Origin of the sequence: Winogradskyella psychrotolerans (genome assembly GCF_018860565.1) — a bacterium.
In the GTDB taxonomy this organism is placed as follows: Bacteria; Bacteroidota; Bacteroidia; order Flavobacteriales; family Flavobacteriaceae; genus Winogradskyella; species Winogradskyella damuponensis.
This window is the reverse complement of record NZ_JAHKPS010000032.1, coordinates 1-20,150: the sequence shown is the minus strand read 5'-3', so window position 1 is coordinate 20,150 and position 20,150 is coordinate 1. Positions and strand designations below refer to the sequence as shown.

The 20,150-nt window shown below is 31.1% G+C and carries 19 protein-coding genes and 3 pseudogenes; 3 read left to right on the top strand and 19 right to left on the bottom strand.

Annotated features, from left to right (window positions below):
* Positions 1-98: 98 nt before the first annotated feature.
* Positions 99-887, bottom strand: a complete 789-nt coding sequence (locus KO504_RS17265) for a hypothetical protein (RefSeq protein WP_215929038.1) — start codon at positions 885-887, stop codon at positions 99-101.
* A gap of 391 nt (positions 888-1,278) precedes the next feature.
* On the opposite strand from KO504_RS17265, the pseudogene KO504_RS17260 reads away from it, so the two are divergent.
* Positions 1,279-1,473 (top strand): annotated as a pseudogene (locus tag KO504_RS17260) (transposase); the annotation flags it as partial.
* 44 nt (positions 1,474-1,517) lie between these two features.
* Here KO504_RS17260 and KO504_RS17255 read toward each other — a convergent pair.
* From KO504_RS17255 to KO504_RS17235, 5 genes are all read right to left on the bottom strand, one after another.
* Positions 1,518-2,090 (bottom strand): DUF6705 family protein, encoded by a 573-nt coding sequence (locus KO504_RS17255; RefSeq protein WP_215929036.1) that lies wholly within the window; start codon positions 2,088-2,090, stop codon positions 1,518-1,520.
* An 18-nt stretch (positions 2,091-2,108) separates the two neighbouring features.
* Entirely contained in the window at positions 2,109-2,303 is a 195-nt protein-coding gene (locus KO504_RS17250) for a hypothetical protein (protein ID WP_215929034.1), read from the bottom strand.
* Positions 2,304-2,414: 111 nt separating this feature from the next.
* Positions 2,415-3,263 carry an IS3 family transposase gene (locus tag KO504_RS17245; protein WP_354667411.1) on the bottom strand — a complete coding sequence of 283 codons (849 nt, stop codon included), beginning with the start codon at positions 3,261-3,263 and terminating at the stop codon, positions 2,415-2,417.
* Positions 3,233-3,667, bottom strand: a complete 435-nt coding sequence (locus KO504_RS17240) for a helix-turn-helix domain-containing protein (protein ID WP_215929032.1) — start codon at positions 3,665-3,667, stop codon at positions 3,233-3,235. The genes KO504_RS17245 and KO504_RS17240 overlap by 31 nt, the downstream gene beginning before the upstream one ends.
* A gap of 208 nt (positions 3,668-3,875) precedes the next feature.
* Positions 3,876-4,718 carry a DUF695 domain-containing protein gene (locus KO504_RS17235; protein ID WP_215929030.1) on the bottom strand — a complete coding sequence of 281 codons (843 nt, stop codon included), beginning with the start codon at positions 4,716-4,718 and terminating at the stop codon, positions 3,876-3,878.
* Positions 4,719-5,108: 390 nt separating this feature from the next.
* Here KO504_RS17235 and KO504_RS17385 point away from each other — a divergent pair.
* Positions 5,109-5,295, top strand: a pseudogene (locus tag KO504_RS17385) (transposase); the annotation flags it as partial.
* Positions 5,296-5,337: 42 nt separating this feature from the next.
* Here the strand turns inward: KO504_RS17385 and KO504_RS17230 are convergent.
* Positions 5,338-6,660: a retropepsin-like aspartic protease family protein gene (locus KO504_RS17230; RefSeq protein ID WP_215929028.1), complete on the bottom strand. Its 1,323-nt coding sequence runs from the start codon at positions 6,658-6,660 to the stop codon at positions 5,338-5,340.
* A gap of 200 nt (positions 6,661-6,860) precedes the next feature.
* Positions 6,861-7,295, bottom strand: a complete 435-nt coding sequence (locus tag KO504_RS17225) for a hypothetical protein (protein ID WP_215929027.1) — start codon at positions 7,293-7,295, stop codon at positions 6,861-6,863.
* A gap of 458 nt (positions 7,296-7,753) precedes the next feature.
* Here KO504_RS17225 and KO504_RS17465 point away from each other — a divergent pair.
* Positions 7,754-7,851 (top strand): annotated as a pseudogene (locus KO504_RS17465) (IS110 family transposase); the annotation flags it as partial.
* Positions 7,852-7,876: 25 nt separating this feature from the next.
* Here the strand turns inward: KO504_RS17465 and KO504_RS17220 are convergent.
* From KO504_RS17220 to KO504_RS17175, 11 genes are all read right to left on the bottom strand, one after another.
* A complete protein-coding gene (locus tag KO504_RS17220) occupies positions 7,877-11,044 on the bottom strand; it encodes a M1 family aminopeptidase (RefSeq protein WP_215929025.1) in 3,168 nt (1,055 codons plus the stop codon).
* Positions 11,041-11,913: an ABC transporter ATP-binding protein gene (locus KO504_RS17215; RefSeq protein WP_215929023.1), complete on the bottom strand. Its 873-nt coding sequence runs from the start codon at positions 11,911-11,913 to the stop codon at positions 11,041-11,043. Before KO504_RS17215 ends, KO504_RS17220 begins: the two co-directional genes overlap by 4 nt.
* Positions 11,914-11,934: 21 nt before the next feature.
* Positions 11,935-12,138 carry a helix-turn-helix domain-containing protein gene (locus KO504_RS17210; RefSeq protein ID WP_215929021.1) on the bottom strand — a complete coding sequence of 68 codons (204 nt, stop codon included), beginning with the start codon at positions 12,136-12,138 and terminating at the stop codon, positions 11,935-11,937.
* A 3-nt stretch (positions 12,139-12,141) separates the two neighbouring features.
* Positions 12,142-12,651 (bottom strand): DUF2975 domain-containing protein, encoded by a 510-nt coding sequence (locus KO504_RS17205; protein ID WP_215929019.1) that lies wholly within the window; start codon positions 12,649-12,651, stop codon positions 12,142-12,144.
* Positions 12,652-13,015: 364 nt separating this feature from the next.
* Positions 13,016-13,576, bottom strand: a complete 561-nt coding sequence (locus KO504_RS17200; RefSeq protein WP_215929017.1) for an STM3941 family protein — start codon at positions 13,574-13,576, stop codon at positions 13,016-13,018.
* 58 nt (positions 13,577-13,634) lie between these two features.
* Positions 13,635-13,844 (bottom strand): integrase core domain-containing protein, encoded by a 210-nt coding sequence (locus tag KO504_RS17195; protein ID WP_215929016.1) that lies wholly within the window; start codon positions 13,842-13,844, stop codon positions 13,635-13,637.
* 8 nt (positions 13,845-13,852) lie between these two features.
* Entirely contained in the window at positions 13,853-14,656 is an 804-nt protein-coding gene (locus KO504_RS17380; RefSeq protein ID WP_252723735.1) for a DDE-type integrase/transposase/recombinase, read from the bottom strand.
* A 40-nt stretch (positions 14,657-14,696) separates the two neighbouring features.
* Positions 14,697-14,906, bottom strand: coding sequence for a transposase (locus KO504_RS17375; protein ID WP_252723734.1), 210 nt, complete (start codon positions 14,904-14,906; stop codon positions 14,697-14,699).
* Positions 14,907-15,091: 185 nt separating this feature from the next.
* Positions 15,092-15,754: a hypothetical protein gene (locus KO504_RS17185; RefSeq protein ID WP_215929014.1), complete on the bottom strand. Its 663-nt coding sequence runs from the start codon at positions 15,752-15,754 to the stop codon at positions 15,092-15,094.
* Positions 15,755-15,910: 156 nt separating this feature from the next.
* Entirely contained in the window at positions 15,911-17,710 is a 1,800-nt protein-coding gene (locus tag KO504_RS17180; protein WP_215929012.1) for a UvrD-helicase domain-containing protein, read from the bottom strand.
* A 1-nt stretch (position 17,711) separates the two neighbouring features.
* Positions 17,712-19,736: an ATP-dependent nuclease gene (locus tag KO504_RS17175; protein WP_252723733.1), complete on the bottom strand. Its 2,025-nt coding sequence runs from the start codon at positions 19,734-19,736 to the stop codon at positions 17,712-17,714.
* Positions 19,737-20,150 lie beyond the last annotated feature (414 nt).

Genomic DNA, 20,150 nt, shown 5'->3' with positions numbered 1-20,150 from the left:
TTAGTAAACAAAAACGAACACGAGAAAATTCCGAAGGAATTTTCCAAATAAGCAACGACCAAAGCAATTAATTATACACGGTGTTGCCACCAGTTTTTTTAGAGATACCATTGACTTAAAAAACTCGGATTTTCTTTTTCCTTTTCATAATAATAGATTCCGATTAGTAATTTACTATTGTCAGGCACTTCGTCTTTTATTCCTTTGTCAAAACTCGACCACTCTGTTTTCTTAATTATTTCAATCAATTTTTTGTCAATAGGATTTCCAAAACCGCTAATTTCTGCAACATTCGTAATAGTTAAATCAGATGTAAATGTGATTTCATAAATACCATAAGTTTTATCAAGTTCAATTCCTTTGAATTGTTCTAATTCTTTATGAAGTTTTGCTTTTTCTCTGTAGTTTATTTTGTTTGTAAAGAGTATTTCTTTTTTCTTAAAAGTATTTAAAATTTCGATTTCTCTTTTTTGCCTCTTAAGCTCTTTCTTGTTTTTCAAAGTTTTTTTTCTGTAAATAGCAGAATAATCAAGGTACATTATTCCAGAACACATTCCGATTCCATAATTCCCATCTCTGTTTTTTCTCGCATATGCGATTAGTTTGGTATTTACTGGAATATGAATATCACAAGAACTTCCAATTCCGTTATCACTTCTACCATAAACATAAATTGATTTCAGTTGTTCGCCTTTATACAATTCATTAATTTTTATGTCTGCTTTATATCCTTGCTCATTTTTTTGATTAGGATAAATTTTTAAAATTGTCACGCTAGCAACAAATTCAGATTCAACATACTTTTCCGTAATTTTCGGTGGGTCACAACTACAAGCGAAAACTCCGATTGAAAAAAGAAAGATTGTTATGTGCAGGATGTTTTTCATAATTGGTGGCAACTTGTTATATCATAACTTTTAGCACTCATATCCTGCTAATTAAGTAGGTATTAGCAAGTGTTTTAAATATTTAAAGCTATGAGCAACGAAGTTAATTCTATTTTTTCAAAAACCTATACGTAAAGTTACGTACAGCTGCGCTTCATCAAAAGCCAAGTTAACCCCTTCTATTCTAAAAAACTTACGGTAAACCGTAATAGTCAATTCATAATAACCAACACCCTATACAGATCAAACGCGCTTTTGATTATGCAAGGTGGTATTAATAAGCTTCAGTGCTATAGTCTTTGTCTGCTATTGATGACGTTAGGTGTTTAATTACAGGACGTCCCGTTTTATTTTATGGACATTAAGCTTGTGGTCGGTTCATCTAGAAAATAGTTATGTTGGAATTACACCAACGATTCGAGAATCAGGAAGCAGGGTACGAGGGCGCTTTAGAATTAGCGAAGTAGGCAATAAGAAATTAAGAAATCTTGTGTTTTTAGCAGCCTTTTCAGCGTATAAATATAACAGAGGCTGCAAAGCCTTATATGATAGAATTGTAGCTAAAGGAAAGCGTGCTAAATTAGCTTAAAGTTGCTTGTTTTTTAATTCAGTTCTTTGTTGTGGTTAGTTTTATTGCTTCACTAAAGTCATTTCATAGGGCATTTTGAAAGAACCTTCTTCATTAGTATCTCGCCAAGTGAATACTTTCCAATGTAATTGCTCTTCGTTTCCTAAATCTGAATAGTTAAGCTCTAATTGTCCTGTAGTACCACCTATACCTGGTTCGCTATAATAACCTAATTTTAATTTATTAGTATTGGTTGGGTCTGTGAAATAACCACCAAAGATATTCCAATCTCTTGTGTTTAAAACAGGTTGCAAAACTGGAAAAGTATTATAAATTATTATGTCATTTTCGGTATACTTAATACGTGCAAAAATTTCATCTTCATAACCTCCAGTACCGACTCTATCCATTTCTCTTTTAAAAAAACTAATCTCAACAATTTTTGTAGGATTTGTTGCATTATTTTGGTATTTCCAGTCTCCTAAGAATTTATTAAACTCTCCGTTTACATCTTTGTAATAATAAGTGTTTCCTTCTACTTCAATAGTTGTCTTTCTATCTTCAATTGGTACAATAGTTTGCCCAAAAGAATAATTTATTATTAAAAGTAAAATAATATTTGTTATAATTTTCATCGTTTAATATGTTTAATGTTATTGTTGTTCCCAATTTGTTATGTTATCATTGGCATCAAAAGTGGCTTCGTAATATGAAATTCCTAGCCCATCTCCATTAGATAACGTAAATGTGTATATAAAAGTCTTAAATTTTTCTTTAAAACAAGCGTTATCTGTATCTCCACATGGTTTAATTACTTGTTTATAATACTCTTCTTTAAGTTTTTCCATATCTGTATTATACTGAAATAGGTTGACTCTTTTTGGTTACTATTTAGATAGTTCAAAAGATTTTTTTTAGCCGTTTAGAAGGCAAAAAAATAGTTTGAACTAGGTCTGTTCTTAAATCGTTAGTTCAGGTAAATTTACGTTATTTTTTCGATAGGATTTGTATTTGATATTTGGATTTAAATGTACTTCATTTGGTTTTCTTAAGTTTAGGCTAAAATGTGTTCTAAGATTGTTGTAGATATAAACCGCTTGTTTGGTTATTTTTTGCGCAAGATCTGTGTCTTTAATGGTTTGTTTTAGCCCATATTCGTATTTAAGCGTTCTATTAATGCGTTCAGCGACAGCATTTTCATAGGGGTCGTATTGTTCAGTCATACTCATTATAATTCCATTATCTTCAGCAAATGTTGTGTAGTTAGGGTTGCAGTATTGGAATCCTCTGTCTGAATGATGTATGAGTTTTTGATTAGGATATTTTCTGTTTTTAATGGCCATTTCGAGCGCATCGCTGCAAAGAGATGTTCTCATGTGGTTATCGAGTTTATAGCCCATTATTTGCTTAGAATAGGCGTCTGTTACAAGTGCTAAATAGTTGTGGCCATTTTCAGTTTTTATGTATGTGATGTCGCTTACCCAAAGTTGTTCAGGACGAGTAGGGACGTGGTCTTTAACAAGGTTCTTATATTTCTTGTACATATGGTTTGAGTTTGTAGTTGTGATGTAATTTTTTGTTTTAGGAACTAAAAGGTTATTGAGCCTTAAGAAACGGTAGAACTTATCTCTACCTATCTTAATATCAGCGTTTATAAAGTCATTTTTTAGTGCAGCGTGTAGCTTTATTCCACCAGTTTTTGAGCTTACCTTTTTACGGTAGTCTTTGACCATTTTGATCATTTTTTGATGATCTATTTCCTTTTTCTGTTGCGTTTTTAGTCTTTTGTAAAAGGCTTGTTTAGATATCCCAAAACATCCATAGAGCCATTTTCTCTTATACGCTGTTTTTTCTTTAGCTCTATCTCTTTTGCTAATGTTTTGGGTAATGACTTTTTTGACATATCGACGCCTGTAATAAGTTCCATATCAGCAATAATGTCTTGCTGAAAGTCTTTTTGGAACTCAAGTTCCTCAATCTTTTCTTTTAACTTTTTAATCTCATCGTTTTTACTCATGCCATTGTTTTGTTGTACTAAGGTACTGTATTTTCTTAACCAATAGGATATGGTTGTTCTGGGAACATCATACTTTTTAGAAGCTTGGTTATTGGATAGTTGTCCGTTAAGGATTTGGTCAACGACTAAAAGTTTAGTCTCTAAAGTTGCTTTTTGATAGCTTTTTTTTCGCCAGTGTTCATTTTTTGTTTTCATAAGTGACTGTAATTAATTGCTTAATTTTTAGTCAACCTATTTCAGGAAAGTACAGCGGTAAAATTAACCACAACGTGTTTGTATATGGTTTGTTGCGTGGTTTAAACAACTAATTTAGTAAATAATTACGGACAAAGAAAGTCCGCGAGGACTTTCGTAAGTAGGCGAGAAGCCAGCAATAAATTATATACGGTGTTGCCCACAGTTTTTATTTCTCAATTGATGTTTCCCAACCATCATAATCTCCATTTAATTCAGATGCTTTTTGCCATAAATCCAAGGTATATTCATCTATTTCATCATACCCAACTTTGTCAATCCGTGAGATTTGAATAACAAATTTATATTCGTTCGGTTGTTCTGTTTTTGCTTTGTTTTTTGTCTTAAAACCTAAATCATTTGTAAATTTCTCAAATTGGTCAATTTCACTTTTGGTTTTAAAATATATCCAATGAAAAACTTCTCTTTCTTTTGTTAGATTGTCTCCGCCTTTTTCTAATTGTTCGAGAACTCTTCTGTTTTGAATTATTTGCATTTGTCTTGGCAGAGGATATAGAAAGTCAAAATAACCACTCCATTTTTTATCTTCGTTATGTCCAAAGTCAAATTTTTGATTTGGAAATTGGGTCATTGCTGAAGAAACTTCTTTTTCCATTAAAATCGTGTTTTCTCCAAAAAAGTACAAATCTCGAAATCCGTTAGAAGTCAGCCGACCTGCAAAAGTATAATTCAGACTTTTTTTGTCAAATTCACTTATTATTACGTCTTCAATTTTCCATAATTCATCTGCATCTTCGTTACTCGACAATCCATTGTCTTTCGGATTAGGCATTTTGATTGAAACATAAACTACATTTTCTTGTCCTTTTATTGGTGCAACGTTCATTAAATTCAAATCGGTTGCAATTGAACTTAATTTGTCATTTACATTCGAAAAGTAAAATGTCCAATCAGGTTGATATTCATTTTTCGGTTCAGATTGTCCGAAGATTTTACTTAAAAATCCCATAAATAAAATAAAGGTTAATATGTTTCGATGATGTTTTTTCAAATTGTGGGCAACGTGTTATATCATAACTTTTATCACTCATATCGCACTAATTAAGTAGGTATTAGCAAGTGTTTTAAATATTTAAAGCTATGAGCAACGAAGTTAATTCTATTTTTTCAAAAACCTATACGTAAAGTTACGTACAGCTGCGCTTCATAAAAAGCCAAGTTAAAGCCTTCTATTCTATATAACTTACGGTAAACCGTAATAGCCAACGCATAATAACCAAAACCCTATACAGATCAAACGCGCTTTTGATTATGCAAGGTGGTATTAATAAGCTTCAGTGCTATAGTCTTTGTTTGCTATTGATGACGTTAGGTGTTTAATTACAGGACGTCCCGTTTTATTTTATGGACATTAAGTTTGTGGTCGGTTCATCTAGAAAATAGTTATGTTGGAATTACATCAGCGATTCGAGAATCAGGAAGCAGGGTACGAGGGCGCTTTAGAATAAGCAAAGTAGGCAATAAGAAATCTTGTGTTTTTAGCAGCCTTTTCGGCCTATAAATATAACCGAGCCTGCAAAGCCTTATATGATAGAATTGTAGCTAAAAGAAAGCGTGCTAAATTAGCTTAAAGTTGCTTGTTTTTTAACTCAGTTCTTTGTTACCTATTGTTATTTTTCCAAAATTTGAATTATTTCATTTTCAGTAAATGGAACATATAAATTCTCTAAGTTTTCTTTTGAAATTTTCATTTTACTACTAACTCTATTATTATATTTATTGCCTGTTAATTGCATATTAAAAACAAAATTATCAAATTCACAATCCAAGAATATTTTTTTAAATTCATTGTTTAAAAAGAATATTCTCATAATGTTGTATGCTATTGACTTATTGGCAGTTACAGCTTCTTTTTGGTTAACAGTATTGTCAATTTTTATTTCGTTATTAAACTCTAGATTATTTTCTAATATTCTTGCAAACCATCTATGGTTTCCACTCGACATTTCTAACAAAGTTTTATTAATAAAGTTAATACTTGTTTCTCTTAATTCGTCTATAAATTTATCCTTTTTATTTGATGCTTTTAATTCATTTTCAGATTCGCCAATTATTTCTGGATGTAATTTATTTGCAACCATATCTTTTGGGGTATATACTACATTTACTCTTTCGTTATCCTCTATGTTCAAACCCAATTGTAAATAATTAGACTCCCAAACACTTGCTCTTTCTCTTTTCTGTTCTGGAATCCAATATCTATTAGTTATCTTGTCTACTATTGTATTGTATATTTTTTTTATATTTTCTTCTTTATTGGATTTATTATTTGAAATTGTTTTTTGTAACAAAATCATTACGATTTTCCCCTGTTTATTAAAAATTACTCTTTGAATATTAAAATTAAATTCTTCTAAAAAATGATTTTTTGATATATTAAGTGTTTCAAAATCTATTGGGATAAATTTTTCAACTTCTTTAGTGTCGTCCAAATAGAAACCTAAGTCTTCAATGTTTTTAGTCAAATCAATACCTAGAAATTCCAAATTCACATTTTTTTCGGAATTGATAATTAATTTATCTCCATCTAGTTTAATTGAACCTAATTTTGATATAGCACTTTGACCAAGAAGTAATGGTGCATCTAATTGATGAACTATACTTGCTTCAACGTTATTTAATATTATGCCATCAATATTTATCTCTTTAATAATAATTTTAGTCCCTTCTTCTATTTTACCATTAGCAATTTTGTACTTTACTTTTTCTTTAATATCACTTTGATCTAAGAGACCTTGCTTAAATAGAAATTTAGCTTCAGTCAATGAAATTGAAACATCAGATGCTCCAGTATCAAAAATAAAAGTCATTGGTATTCCATTTACTTTGCAAGGAATTGTATAAATTCCATTTTCATAATTCATTTGAATTACTTTCTGTGAAAAAGTATAGTTTGAAAACAAAATAATAATTATCAATAATAATTTTCTCATATTCTTTTTTGACTAATAATTAGTCATTTGTTATTTAAAGTTCAGATTTTACTCTAATAATGGGTAACGTTCTTGTATATGAAAAGTAGCGGGTTTTAAGCACTAAATTTTCAGTTTAATACTGACCTTTAATTTATTCATTTTGTTTCGTTTAAGCGAGTAAACCGCTATTTTTTATATACGTAGTTAGCTATAGTTTTTTAGTCAACAAATTCGAAAGCTCTTGGACTAGTTGTTGATGTATTTCCACTTTTATCTGTTGCTTTAAATATTACAGTATAATTTCCGGCAGTCGTTGTATGGAATCTTTTGACAAATACCATTTCTGTCGGCGGAATATCTCCTCCTAATCCTTCTTGAGTATGTGCGAAAACTTCATTTCCATTAGCATTATATACTGTGGCTTTAATGTTTTCAAGACCTCCAGAGTCAGTTCCTTGTGCTTTTAATGTAACTGAACTAACAGGATCAACTAAAATTGTATAATCATCAGTTGAATAAGTGGTACCAGCTTCTGGTCCTTGAATTGAAATTTCAGGATTGGTTGTGTCGTTTCCAGAATCGTCATCACTACTACAATTAGTTAAGTTTAAACTTAATGCTACTAAAAATAATGTTGTAATTGTTTTTCTCATTTGTTAATTTGTTTTAAATTTTAAGTGTTGGATTTATAGATGTTTGTTGCTTAAATGCGTTCGGTTTAAATTATAGCTAACTCGTTATATCATAACTTTTATCATTCATACCCCATAAATCAAATAAGTTATGACAGGTTTAATATGAGTTTAAAAGTCGTCAGCAACAAATCTAATTATATTATCTCAAAAATCTATACGTAAAGTTACGTACAGCTCTCAGAATCAACAGCCAAGTTACCTCCTTCTATTCTAAATAACTTACGGTAATCCGTAATAGTCAATTCATAATAACAAATTCTATACAGATCAAACGCGCTTTTGATAATGCAAGGTGGTATTAATAAGCTTCAGTGCTATAGTCTTTGTTTGCTATTGATGACGTTAGGTGTTTAGTTACAGGACGTCCTTTTTTTATTTTATGGTCTTTAAGCTTGTGGTCGGTTCATCTAGAAAATAGTTATGTAGGAATTACACCAACGATTCGAGAATCAGGAAGCAGTGTACGAGGTCGTAGTAGATAGACAATAAGAAATTAAGAAATCTTGTGTTTTTGCTCAGTTCTTTGTTTGCAACAGTTTTTACTCAAACATAGCTTTAATTTTTATATTAAGATTTTCATCACTTACCTTCAAAATTTCTTTCAATAAATCAGTTGAAGTAGGTTTTGCATTTGGATATTTATGTTTAGTAAAAAAGGATTGTAATGCTAAATTCAACCGTTCTTCACCAAGTAACTCACTTAATTCTACAAAAACAATAGCGCCTTTAGAATAGGATATAAATGCATTGTCTTTTGTGGCTTTTAATAGAGATAAATTTTCACTAAAGCCCTTTTCAGCGTCGTATATTTGTTTATGTATCTCTAAGCGTTCTAGCATTTTTTCTTTACCATACATCTTTTTATATAGCATCATTTCTATATACATCGCTAAGCTTTCAGTTAGCATTGCATAGCCTTCACGATAATCAGGATCAATCTGGTTGGTTCCCCACCAAAAATGCGCAACTTCATGACCAGCCAGTTCATTTATTACATCCTGATTGTGACTACTTGCTATATTAGCATTAAACGTCATATCCTCTGTCATAAATATAACACCAGGATAAGCGGTTCCTGCAAAACCTTGTGTAAACGATGAAACTTCGGCAAATTGAATAGACGAAAACAGATAGGGCCCAAAATATTTGGTACAATAACCTAATGACAGCTTCGTGTTCTCAATAAGATGATCTACATTGTTTTCATGTAAAGGATGATATAAAACCTCAATAGAAACATCTTTATGTTGTGCTTTTTTAACCTCATAAGTAGCTGATGAAACCGCAAACCTAAAAGGAATGGCGTCTGCTTTATACTTATAGTAATTTCTATTAGCGTCTTGCCACTGCGATTTTAACGCGCCAGTACCAACAGCAATTTGATTATTATCGGTTGAAATTTGCATATCTAAAGAAATAAAGTCGTCTATATGAGTCTTTACCGCATCAAATGGTTTCATGGCTGTGGCTTCGCCCAAAGCATGTTGTTTTCTAATAGTCTTGTCTGAAATTTCCTGACTTGCATCATACCCAAATTGAGGATAATAACGACTTATTCGCATAAAAGAGCCATCCTTTACAATCGCATTAAAAGGATTATGACCATTTACAGCCTCCCATTTGTAAGCCAAATGAAAGGTGAGTTTTGCCGAGTCTTGGGCTTGTAATGCCTGTTTTAATGGTATTTCTGAAATAGCCCTGTCTAGCGTTATGGTATCATTTTTATAGCTAAATATAAGCGCTTGTATCTCAAAGTCTTCAGGCACACGTATTAGTACAGAATCTATAGCGTGCTTGTGCTGATTTACCAACCAGTACGTGCCTTTTATCTGGTAAGCTTGGTCTTTAGGAAACAAATCTATTTCTGTATTAACTTTTTTTATGGTTGGCTGCGGAAGGTTTTGGTATGCTCGGTAATGCTTTTCGTAAGCAACACGCGCTAATATGTCAGCGTCTTTATCTTTGGAAACATAACCATCTAAAAACAAATAGCCACTCACCATGCCTATACATACGCAACTAACCATTGCAATAATATAAAGTTGTCTTTTAGCTTTAGTTTTTATCAAACCGTATAAAGCACATACAAGTCCTACAAGGGCAAACCCAAAAATCAGTCTGTAAATAAACGGCATTACATAAGCACCGTAACCTATAAAATCGCTATAAGCACCTTTGTAACCAGATAAAAAATGAAACAACGGATTCGTAATCATGTTTTTTGAAATAGGCGTCACAAACAATAAGAATAACAAGATAGATATGCCCAGTGCCACCGATTTACTCTTACTTATGTTATTAATAAATAGCAGCAGTAACGCAAAGAGTGTAAGTGGCAACGTATTAAAAACAAACACACCAAAATATGCTTGCCAATCAATAAAAGGGTATTTAAAAATAAGCTGAAAGATAATCGCTTCCAAGAGCATTAAACCGGTAAGAAAAATGATTAAAAGCACCATGCTTATAGCGTGTCCTAATAGACGCTCTTTGGCATAATAAGTCGTATTTTGAATGATTGAAAATCCACTAGCATTGGCACGCCAAAACACATCGTTTGTAAAGTAAACCACAACAAGTGCGCCTATAAAATAAAATGTTTCGTTAATGGTTTTAGCCAGTAAGCCAGAGCTAGCATACTGTTGCGGCAACCTAATACCCATATCTATATCGCCATACATTTCTACACCTACATAAAATAACAGTAAAGCAGAAACCGAAATGAGCGGAATACTTCTAAACAAATAAATAAAATCGATTTTCACAAAAGAGCGCAGCGCATGTTGTTTTGTTTTTGAAGTAAACAACGTGCTTACTTTCGCAAACGGAACATCTAGTAGTTTGGTTTTTTTAGGCGTTGTTTCAGCCTTTTTTTTTGTTGACTTTTGTTTGAAAACTGGCAGAAATGAGAACGCATTTATGCCTAATTTCATAATAAATAATGACAGTAGCACAACACCCAAACGGTTTATCAATAGTATGTTGCTAAACGACACGATGTTGTGGTTTCTTTCAGAAACACTAAAGTCCTTGGCATCATAAAAATAAGCCGACAACCCAAAAATATCAGTTATAGCAGATACTTTTTGAGCAAATAAAGACTGTGGTAACGATTGTGCCATAAACGGCGCGTTTGAAAACATGAGCACTATCATATAGGTGATGTATAACATCAATCCTGCAATAGCGACCAGTAGTTTATTCTGAAATTTTTTAGCAAAGAAAAACAGGATGCTGCATACCAATAAGCTATTTACCACACCAAAAATCAAATAAGGATATACATAATGCCACAGATGAAAGTCTGCAAGCATTTCAGAATCTGTTTGCACATGCAACCCAATAACATACCCAAGCATTACAATAAAAAAACTGAATGCAGTAAGTAAAAAGAAGGATAAAAAGCGTGCTAATGCAAAGTCGCGTTTCTTTATAGGTGTGGTGAAAACAATTAAATCAAAGTTAGCATCACGTTCCTTAAACAAGCCAGAAAAGGCTAGTAGTGTAGCAATCAAAATAATAAGTAAGCTCAACAAACCAGTCATAAACCCAACAGCGTAGGGTGCATTGGCTGCAATGCCATCGCCTACATTAATATGAAATTTATAGCCTGTAAAAAAGCCAAGCACCAAATACGCCAACAAAGCAAATTGCGTTGCTATGTGTTTTAGCGCGCTATATATATCATTTAGTAAAACCGTTTTCATGTTGTGCTGTTTAAATAAGTGAAATAAGCGTGCTCTAAATTTGGAGTAACAGCTTTAAACCCAGTTGGGCAAGCATCGGCATACACGGTTACATGCATAACCTTTTCAATAAATTGCTTACTAATGATGTTGTGGTTTGGCTCAAGGTGAAGTAGCTCGTTTTTGGTTGTTGGTTTTTGCCATATTTTTCCTTGCAAAGCCTCAATAAATTGATTAGGACTCCCTTTTGCCACAATAGCGCCTTGTTTTATAATTGCCATATCCGAACATAGATTTCGTACATCTTCTACCAAATGTGTTGATAATAGAATGATAATATCTTCGCTTATTTCGCTCAACAACGCATTAAACCTATTACGTTCTTCAGGATCTAAACCTGCTGTAGGTTCGTCTACAATCACAATTTTAGGATCTCCCAATAAAGCTTGAGCTACGCCAAAACGTTGTTTCATACCACCAGAAAACGTATGTACGTCTTTGTTTTTGGCGTCAACTAAATTCACTTTATCCAGAAGATTCATAATTTGATCGTGGCGCTCGTTCTTGTGATGAATACCTTTTAGTTTAGCCAAATGTTGTAGTAAATTATAAGCCGAAACTTTAGGGTAAACACCAAAATACTGTGGTAAAAACCCTAGTTGTTTTTGTATTTCTAATGGGTTTTTTACAATATCTGTATCGTTAAAACTCATGTGTCCTTCGGTTGGTTTTTGTAAGCCTACAATGGTTTTCATAAGCGAAGATTTCCCTGCGCCATTAGGCCCAAGTAAGCCAAAAACACCGTTTGTTATGTTTAAATTTATGGCATAAAGTGCCTGGTGTCCGTTGTTATACACAAGGGACACATTGTTGATATTCAATGTATTCATAAGATAATATTTAAGAGAGTGCTAGTCTACATAGTCTATAATGTCTCCAGGTTTACAGTCTAAGGCTTTGCATATTTTTTCTAGAGTTTCAAAGCGAATGCCTTTGGCTTTTCCATTTTTTAGTATCGATAAATTTGCAGGTGTAATGCCAACTTCTTTAACCAATTCTTTACTCTTCATTTTTCGTTTGGCAAGCATGACATCTATATTTATTACAATGGGCATAGTTTAAATGTATAAGTCTTGTTCGTTTTGTAAATGCAATCCTTGGTTAAATATTTCTGACATAAAAAACACAAAAACACCTAAAACAAGATGCAGGATAATAATCAGAAACATTTCGTGTTCTATGGGCATAAAAAACGATGTGAATATGGTGAGTACAGCTGGTAGAAATATATTGACAAGATAAAACCGTCGCAAATGCACAATATTTTCGGCGGTAAATAATTTATCTTGGTAGAATACCTTAAAGACATTAGATAACAACCCAAAAAACAAACCATACCCTAAAACAGGAATTAAAAACGAAAAGATTAAATACGTTGTGTTACTGTCTAAAATTAAAAAAGACTCCTCTGTAAAAGGATAGGTGATAATTGTTTGTTTATCTTTTATTAACATATGGGTGTTTGTTATCCAGCTAAAAGACCCGTAAACACCAGTAACTAAATATAAACCACCCAACATCCTTGAGATGTAGTATAAAACTTTGGAAATAATAATTGATTTTTGCATATAATAAAATATATTTTATTATTGCAAATGTATAAAAAAATATTGTTTTACAATAAATAATTATCTTTTTAAGATGATTTTAGTGTTGCTATATTTGTTAAAAACGATTCAAGAACGTTTTTATCTTTATTCAAATAAAGTAAATCAATAGATTAACGAGAATTTTAGCTTAATACTAAAATTTTAGGGAGTTTGTTATTTTAATTAAGGGCGAGTTGGTCAAATTGGTGCCAACGTGTTTCTTTAGTTTGTTACGGAAAATCAGCTATGATTTTCCGCCGTGACCGAAAGATAGCGAATAAGATTGAATTTCCGCGAGGAAATTCAGCCGCAATGAGCTATACAAGTTGTTGTAACACGTTTTTTATTTTTTCCGATTATTAATTTCTCTTCTGATTAATTGCTCTAATTCCGAGAATTTTATTTTCAAACCAGTACTTATTATAGTTAGGGGAGAACCATACTCTTGGTTATTGTATTCCAACGTTTCTTTTAAAATTATATTTTTTTGACGTTCGATGTATTTTTCAGGCTTATTGGTTTTTAATATTATCATTTTTTGAGAGGAAACATCAATTCCCAAATCGTAAACTGGGACTTCAACTTTAATAGTGTCAATTCCAGATATGTCTTGCCATTCAATTAATCCTACACATATAGCATTTGAATTATCAAAAATTCCTTCATCATTTATAATCAGTCCTACTTTTTCGCTGAAAATTTTTCTAAGAATAAAAAACACACCAAGTCCAAAGAATAAAACACTTGCTAATCCCATAAAAAAAAGAAAATCGTTAGAATGTCGAATATAGGAAGAGTTATCAGGTTTTATAATCATCCAAACTCCGCCAAAAACAAATGCTAATCCTCCAAATAGCATCAAAACTAGTTTGGTTTTACTTAAAGGTATCTTGATTTCAGTCATTTGCAGTGTTTTTTTCAAATGTTTAGTCCTGAAATATGGCTACAGGTTAAAAATTGATTTACGCTGATAATTTATATACCATATTCGGTGTTTTGAAGTCTAAAGATAAATGTAATCTTATTTCGTTGTATAGATTAATTGCATTTTTTGTTGCTCTTTTGGCGTGAGCCACATCAGTAAAGGTCTGGTCGAGATAGAACTCGTCTTTTAAGATGCCGTTTACGCGCTCAGCTATGGCATTTTCGTAACAATGATTTTCTTCTGTCATACTAATATCTATCTAATTTCTTTTAAGTATTTGTGTATACGCATTACTGTATTCCTCTGTCTGACCCGAGGCATTTTTGCCGAACTGGAGAAGCAATGATGAATAAGCTGTTTAATGTTTTTGGCTTGATATATGGCCTTATTTAGGGCTCTTACACATCCTTTTAGTTCCAAACTATCACTAAAATCATAACCAACAATTTTCCTAGAATACATATCTGTTATTAAGGCTAGATAACAAAACCCTTTTACAGTTCTTATGTGTGTAATATCAGATACCCAAACTTGATTAGGTCGCGCTATTTCAAGGTCTTTTATAATGTTGTTATACTTATAAAAGCGATGATATGAGTTAGTAGTTCTGGCACTGGTTTTCTTTCTAAGTGTAAGCATGTTATGCTTTCTAAGTACTTTAAATAAAGTGTCTTTCCCAACTTTAATATTAGCATTAATAAACTCTTTATTTAGAGACCTAATAAGTTTACGTACGCCTTCTCTAGGAAGGGATTTACGTCTTTTACTAACAATATCTATAATCTGTTGTTCTAGGTTTAAACGCTTATCAGCTCTATTTTTATGCTTGTAATAAGCATTGCGTTTAAGTTCAAAACAATGAGTTATCGTTGTCAAAGAAGCAAATCCCTTAGCTCTATTTCTAGTTTTAATAAAAGCTAGATATTGAGTTTTTTTAAGTTGCTGAACATTTTTATATCCTAATTTTTCTGCAGCTACTTCAAGATAAGATTCCTCTACCATTGCATCCAAATCCTTTTTAAGCATTAGCTTTTTAAGTTTTTCATTCTCTTTTTGCAATGCTTTGATTCTAGATATTTAGCTTCGCTGAACCACTTCGTTAGGTTTCGTCTTTTGTTTCCACTTTCACTCTGGTGTTCATTAAATCTTTACGATTATACTTTTTAATCCACACATTTACCGTCGTAGGTGCGATAGAGTAGAGTTTACAAAGTTCGCTCTTCGTGTGTTTACCGGTTGTAAGTTCGGCTAAAATTTTCAGTTTAAATGGTTCTGAATACCGTCTGATTACTTTGTCATTTTTGTACATAATGTTTAAAATTATGTAGCCTTATTTCAGGACGGGTCAAAATTGCCTCTAACGTGATTGTATATGGTTTGTTGCGTGGTTTAGCACGTAATTTAGCAAATACAAACCGAATAGAAAATCTACGAGGATTTTCGTAAGTAGGCGAGAACTAGCCATTAATTATACACGGTGTTACCACACGTTTTTTATTTTCGGTTTGCAATAAATTCATCTGCAATTATATATGGTTGTCCCAAACTAAAATCGTTTGGACTAACATCTTCGTTTCCAAAAATCAGAAGCTTTGCATTAGGTCGATACGCATAACCTTTGTCAAAATCCTTAATTACGTTCTCAACATTAAATTCAATTCCGTGTTTTTCACAAACTGCTCTTATCGGTTCAGCGAGCGGTTCTGAAATTCCGAGATTCATTTTTCCGGCTTTTTTATAATATTCTTTGATGTTGTAAAAATTCTCATTTAGTGGCAACCAATTTCCAGCGTGTTTTTCGTAGGCAAAGAATAAATCTCCAATAAATTCACTTGCGTTTGTCGGAAAACCATTTAATTCACATTCCAATTCGTTTTTGTTGAAAGTCCAAAGTAGTGGATGTTCAGTTAAGACTTTTAGTTTTATATATGGTAAATACTGTTCGCTAAAAATTCCGCTAAATTTTATTGTATTATGAGTAATTAATCGCCAATGTTCAACATCAGTAATTTTTCCATAATCATCTCGTTCTTCAACGATAAAATTAAATTCCATTGTTTTAAAATGTCCAATTTGACCTTTTAATTCGGTCAAATGAAAATGTCCATTTTGATAGAATTCTGTGGTGTTTGTTCGTTTAATTAATTTCTCTAACATTGGTTTTTCTCAAATGTGTGGTAACGGTCTAATATAAGAATAGTAGCGGATTTCTAATCGCTAACTTTTCGGTTCAGCACAGACCTTTTATATCTACTTACTTTATATTTAGCGATTAAACCGCTATTATCTTTATACATTCTTAGGTTTTCGTGCTTATTTTATTTGTATGTTTTCAGCTCCAAACCATTCAGTTATTTTATTCATTGCTGTAATTCCCATTTGTGAAAGTGCTAAAACAACTAAATTTTCTTTAGCTCTAGAACAAGATACATAAAACAAATTCTTAGTTCTTAATTTTCGATGCTCTTTGTCATCAGTATTGTTAAAGAATTTCTCAAAATTATATTGTCCAGGCCAACTTGTATCATCGATTACAACTAAAACATTTCGGTATTCTTCTCCTTTTGTTCCGTGTTTTGTTGAATATGAAGTTTGTTCTTTAATATGTTTAAAAGCATAAATTATTTCTTTGTAATTAATTTGCATTAATGATTCGTAAAACTCTTTATTTTTAATTGCAGTTTTCTGTTCTTTATCGTTACTAATGTTGGTTATATCTATACTTAGCTTTTCTATGAATTTCTGTAATTTTATAGAAGGAAGCGATAACCTATTTTCTTGACAAAAATTAAAAACATCTTCAACTGTTCCAGTAGTTCTTAATGTAGTTAATTCCTCTAATTTATTTTCAATTTCTTGTTTATCAGAATGTTTGGTTAAAGCACTAAAAACACCTTGTTGTTTTAGGTATTTTATAACTCTGTTATAATTTTTGTTTTCCCAAAAAGAAATCAAATGTTCAATTCCAGTTTCTCTTTCTTTAGAGGTCTTTTTGTCTTTAGAGCCAAAGAAGTAAGAAGCAAAATGATTTTCTCTATTTAATAATTCAGCTTTAGGGTCATAAAACCTTTTTGAATAAGTTTTATACAGATTTCCAAATCCTGCCCTTTCTGCGACTTTGCTATTTGCTATTATTAGAATTTTGTCATCACCTAATTCTGAGAAATCCCAACCATTTTTTTCTAAACTTGAAACCACACTATTGTGGTCTGAATCTTTTTTAGGTGCAACTCTTTCTTTATAATCTGCTACTTTTTCTTTTGGTTGCTTAGAATCGTTTGTGCAATTAATAAATTGAATACTTCCTTCAATACTTTCTTTACGATCAGGTATTGTTTGAGTTATATTATCTCGAATATTATTTAATAGATTAACTACACTTTCGGAAGATCGATAATTATCATCTTTTGTCACGAGTTTAAGTTTATTCTCATCAACATAGGACTCAAGAGAACCAATTCCTTCATCGTAGATTTTTTGATAAGAATCTCCGTAGAAACCAACTAATAGTTTTGTTTTATTCCTTTCGAGTAAATGATTTACAATAGCATCAACAGTTTCACTTGCTGTATCTTGATACTCGTCTATAAAAATATAAGGATATTTTTGACCTAAGATTTGAGTTAAAGCAGTATAGTTTTTAAACATCTGTAATGACAAAGTTATTACATCATCGTGATGTAGACTTCCTTGTTCAAAATCTCTATAACCACTATCATCATATTTCACTTCTGTTTTAATCCTATCTTTTAATCCAGTTTTATATTTTTCAGGTTTTTTACTATTAGCAATCATAAACTCGTTTAAAACATCTAATTCAATAATTAGTTGTTTGTTGAATTTTTTGATGCAATCCCATAAAAATTCGTGAATTGTGGAAACAATTACTAAAGGATTATTTTCAAGTCTTTCAATAATTTCATTTTTGGCAACATTAGTGTAAGTAATGCAAACAATTCTTTGATTGTTTAGTTTGATACTTTTTCCTTTAGTTGCTAAAACGTGATTTATCGTTTGAATTAAAGTATATGTTTTACCTGAACCAGCTCCAGCTTCAAGAACAAAACTTTTGTTTTCTCCTATATGATTTATTATTTGTTCTATAGCTATCATTCTAATCGTTTTTAGCTAACCAAACTAAACCTTCATTTATATATGCTGGAACTTTCCATTTTCCATATTCCTTTTCGTTAAAAGACATAATATCGAATGTGAATTCCGTTTTTTGTTTCGATGTAAACTTATCAGGCATTTCTTTAGAAATATCTTTGTTTTTTATATAAGAAAACTCATCCTTTATTTTTTTTCCTTTTTCAATTGGGTGCTCAGTTAAAAAGAAAGCTTTATTTGCATTTATAAAAGCATATTCAAAACTTCTTGCGTTATAACCATTTTCTTTTGTTTGATAAGCCACACGAATGTTGTCTTGTATCTTATCTTCAACTTTACAATTTACTAAATCAGATATAGTAGTTTTATTTGGTAACCAGTTTATTAAAGTGTAATTAGTTGTGTATTCACCTTTAGAAACAGGACATTTGCCATCTTTTTTATTACTTGAATCAATATCAGTAATTATCAAGGTTCTTACATTAATAAACTCTAATATTTTCCTGAAAGAATGGGCATACGCTCCGCCAACTTCCAATATAGAAACATATTCATTACATAATGATTTAGCACTTTTTTTAATCATTTGAGGTAAAAGCATACGTTCAGTTGTTCCTTCAACTAATATGACTTTATCTGCAAAAAATAAATCAGATTTATGAAGTGTTAGATATTGTCTTAAAAATCTAAAAGTTCGTGCATCATCTTTAATTTTTAAATTATTAAAATCTTGATTAGTTATTTTATATCCTCCAGATGCTGTTTTTAATCTATTGAAATATCTAATTCTATTAAACCCTCTTTCTGTTTCAATACCTGATTCTGAAAGTATATGTGAAGAATGAGTTGTAATTATAACCTGTATCTGAATATTATATTTATTTCTAGCTTCTTTTATAAGTTCTGCTACTTGACTAATAAATACTTGTTGCATTTGAGGATGCATATGAGCTTCTGGTTCTTCAATAAGTACAACAAGAAAATTTGAAAGCTTTTCCTCTTTAGAATTTTTAAATTTCTCAATGAAACTGGCTAATTCTAAAATCATATAAATTAGATTACTGTAACCGAGTCCATTATAGCTTTCAGGTAAGTTTATTTCATTTTGCTTATATAAATATTGGATATTGTTTTTTAATACTTTTTCAGAATCAAATATTGAATCAATCTCTATAGGGGGGATTGAAACAGGTGTATTTGCTCCAAACTTTTTTAATTCGAGCATTATATTCTCTAGTACTTTCTTATATCTTTCTGTTAAATCAGAAGCAATTCCTTTCAAAGCATCTTCTAATTTTTCAACATCTTTATTGTCTGTTTTATCTCTATGACTATAGTAATTTGAAAAGCCAAGAGATAATGCATTGTTAGAATCTCCTTTTATGTCATCTAAAACTCTCATTGCTTTTATGCTTTCAAAAAGTACTATTTTTTGAATTTTAGTTTTAAAACTGTCTTCGATTATTCTTTTATAATCAGATTCTCTATCAATTGCATAGCAAACATTTTTATATAAAAACTTGATGTTCTGATGAAGGTATTTTATTAAGTCGATGCTTTTGTCTTTTCTATTTTCAAATGAATGAAAGACTTTTAAAGTGTTTTTTGGCTCAAAAGACACACAAATTGTAGCATCATTTCTAGCATCCTCTAAATCTGTTATAAATTCACTAAGCTCAACTAATGATTCATTACTTATTTTATCATACTCAATTTCAAAATTGATTTTAATTTTAGGAATTTCTACTAACAGTTGTTTTTCAAGTTCTTCTCGATCCTCTTCTGTGATTCCTTCTTTTTTAGATTCTAAATATTTATTGTAAGAAGATTTAAACACAGTATAAGTACTCTGTGAAAAGTCCTCAAATATAAATTTTCCATCTGTGGAAGTAGCTAACTTTATAGCTTCAAAAAAAGAAGTTTTTCCTGTGTTATTCTTTCCTACGATTAATGTTATATCGTCTTCTAAATTGCAGTTTATGTTTTCTAATAGTCGAAAGTTTTGGACTTCTATTTTTTTGATTTTCATTTAACTTGTTGTTTGGTGTAGAGTGTTTTTTTCGTATGAAACCTAACGGTGCGCGTATATGAAAAGTAGCGTCTTAAAGATCAACTGCTTTTCGGGTTTAAAATATCTTCTATAAAGAAACGAAAAATAAATGATATCAATGTCTTAGCTATTTTTTATATGCGCTGTTGTGTTTAGTATTTTATTTTTTTTATTCGGTTTATAGTTTTCCAGAATCTTTATTGTAGGTTTAGTTTTAATGATCTGCTAGAGCTCAAAATACGTAGTATGGACGACGCTACATAGGATATTCACCCACCAGACATTGTTTTGTTTTAAAATTGGTTATATACCGATATATGGCTTGTTTTAAAATAAAACTTTCTTCGTATCTGTTTTAATTTAAATTTCTAAAAATGATGAGTTATTGAAAAA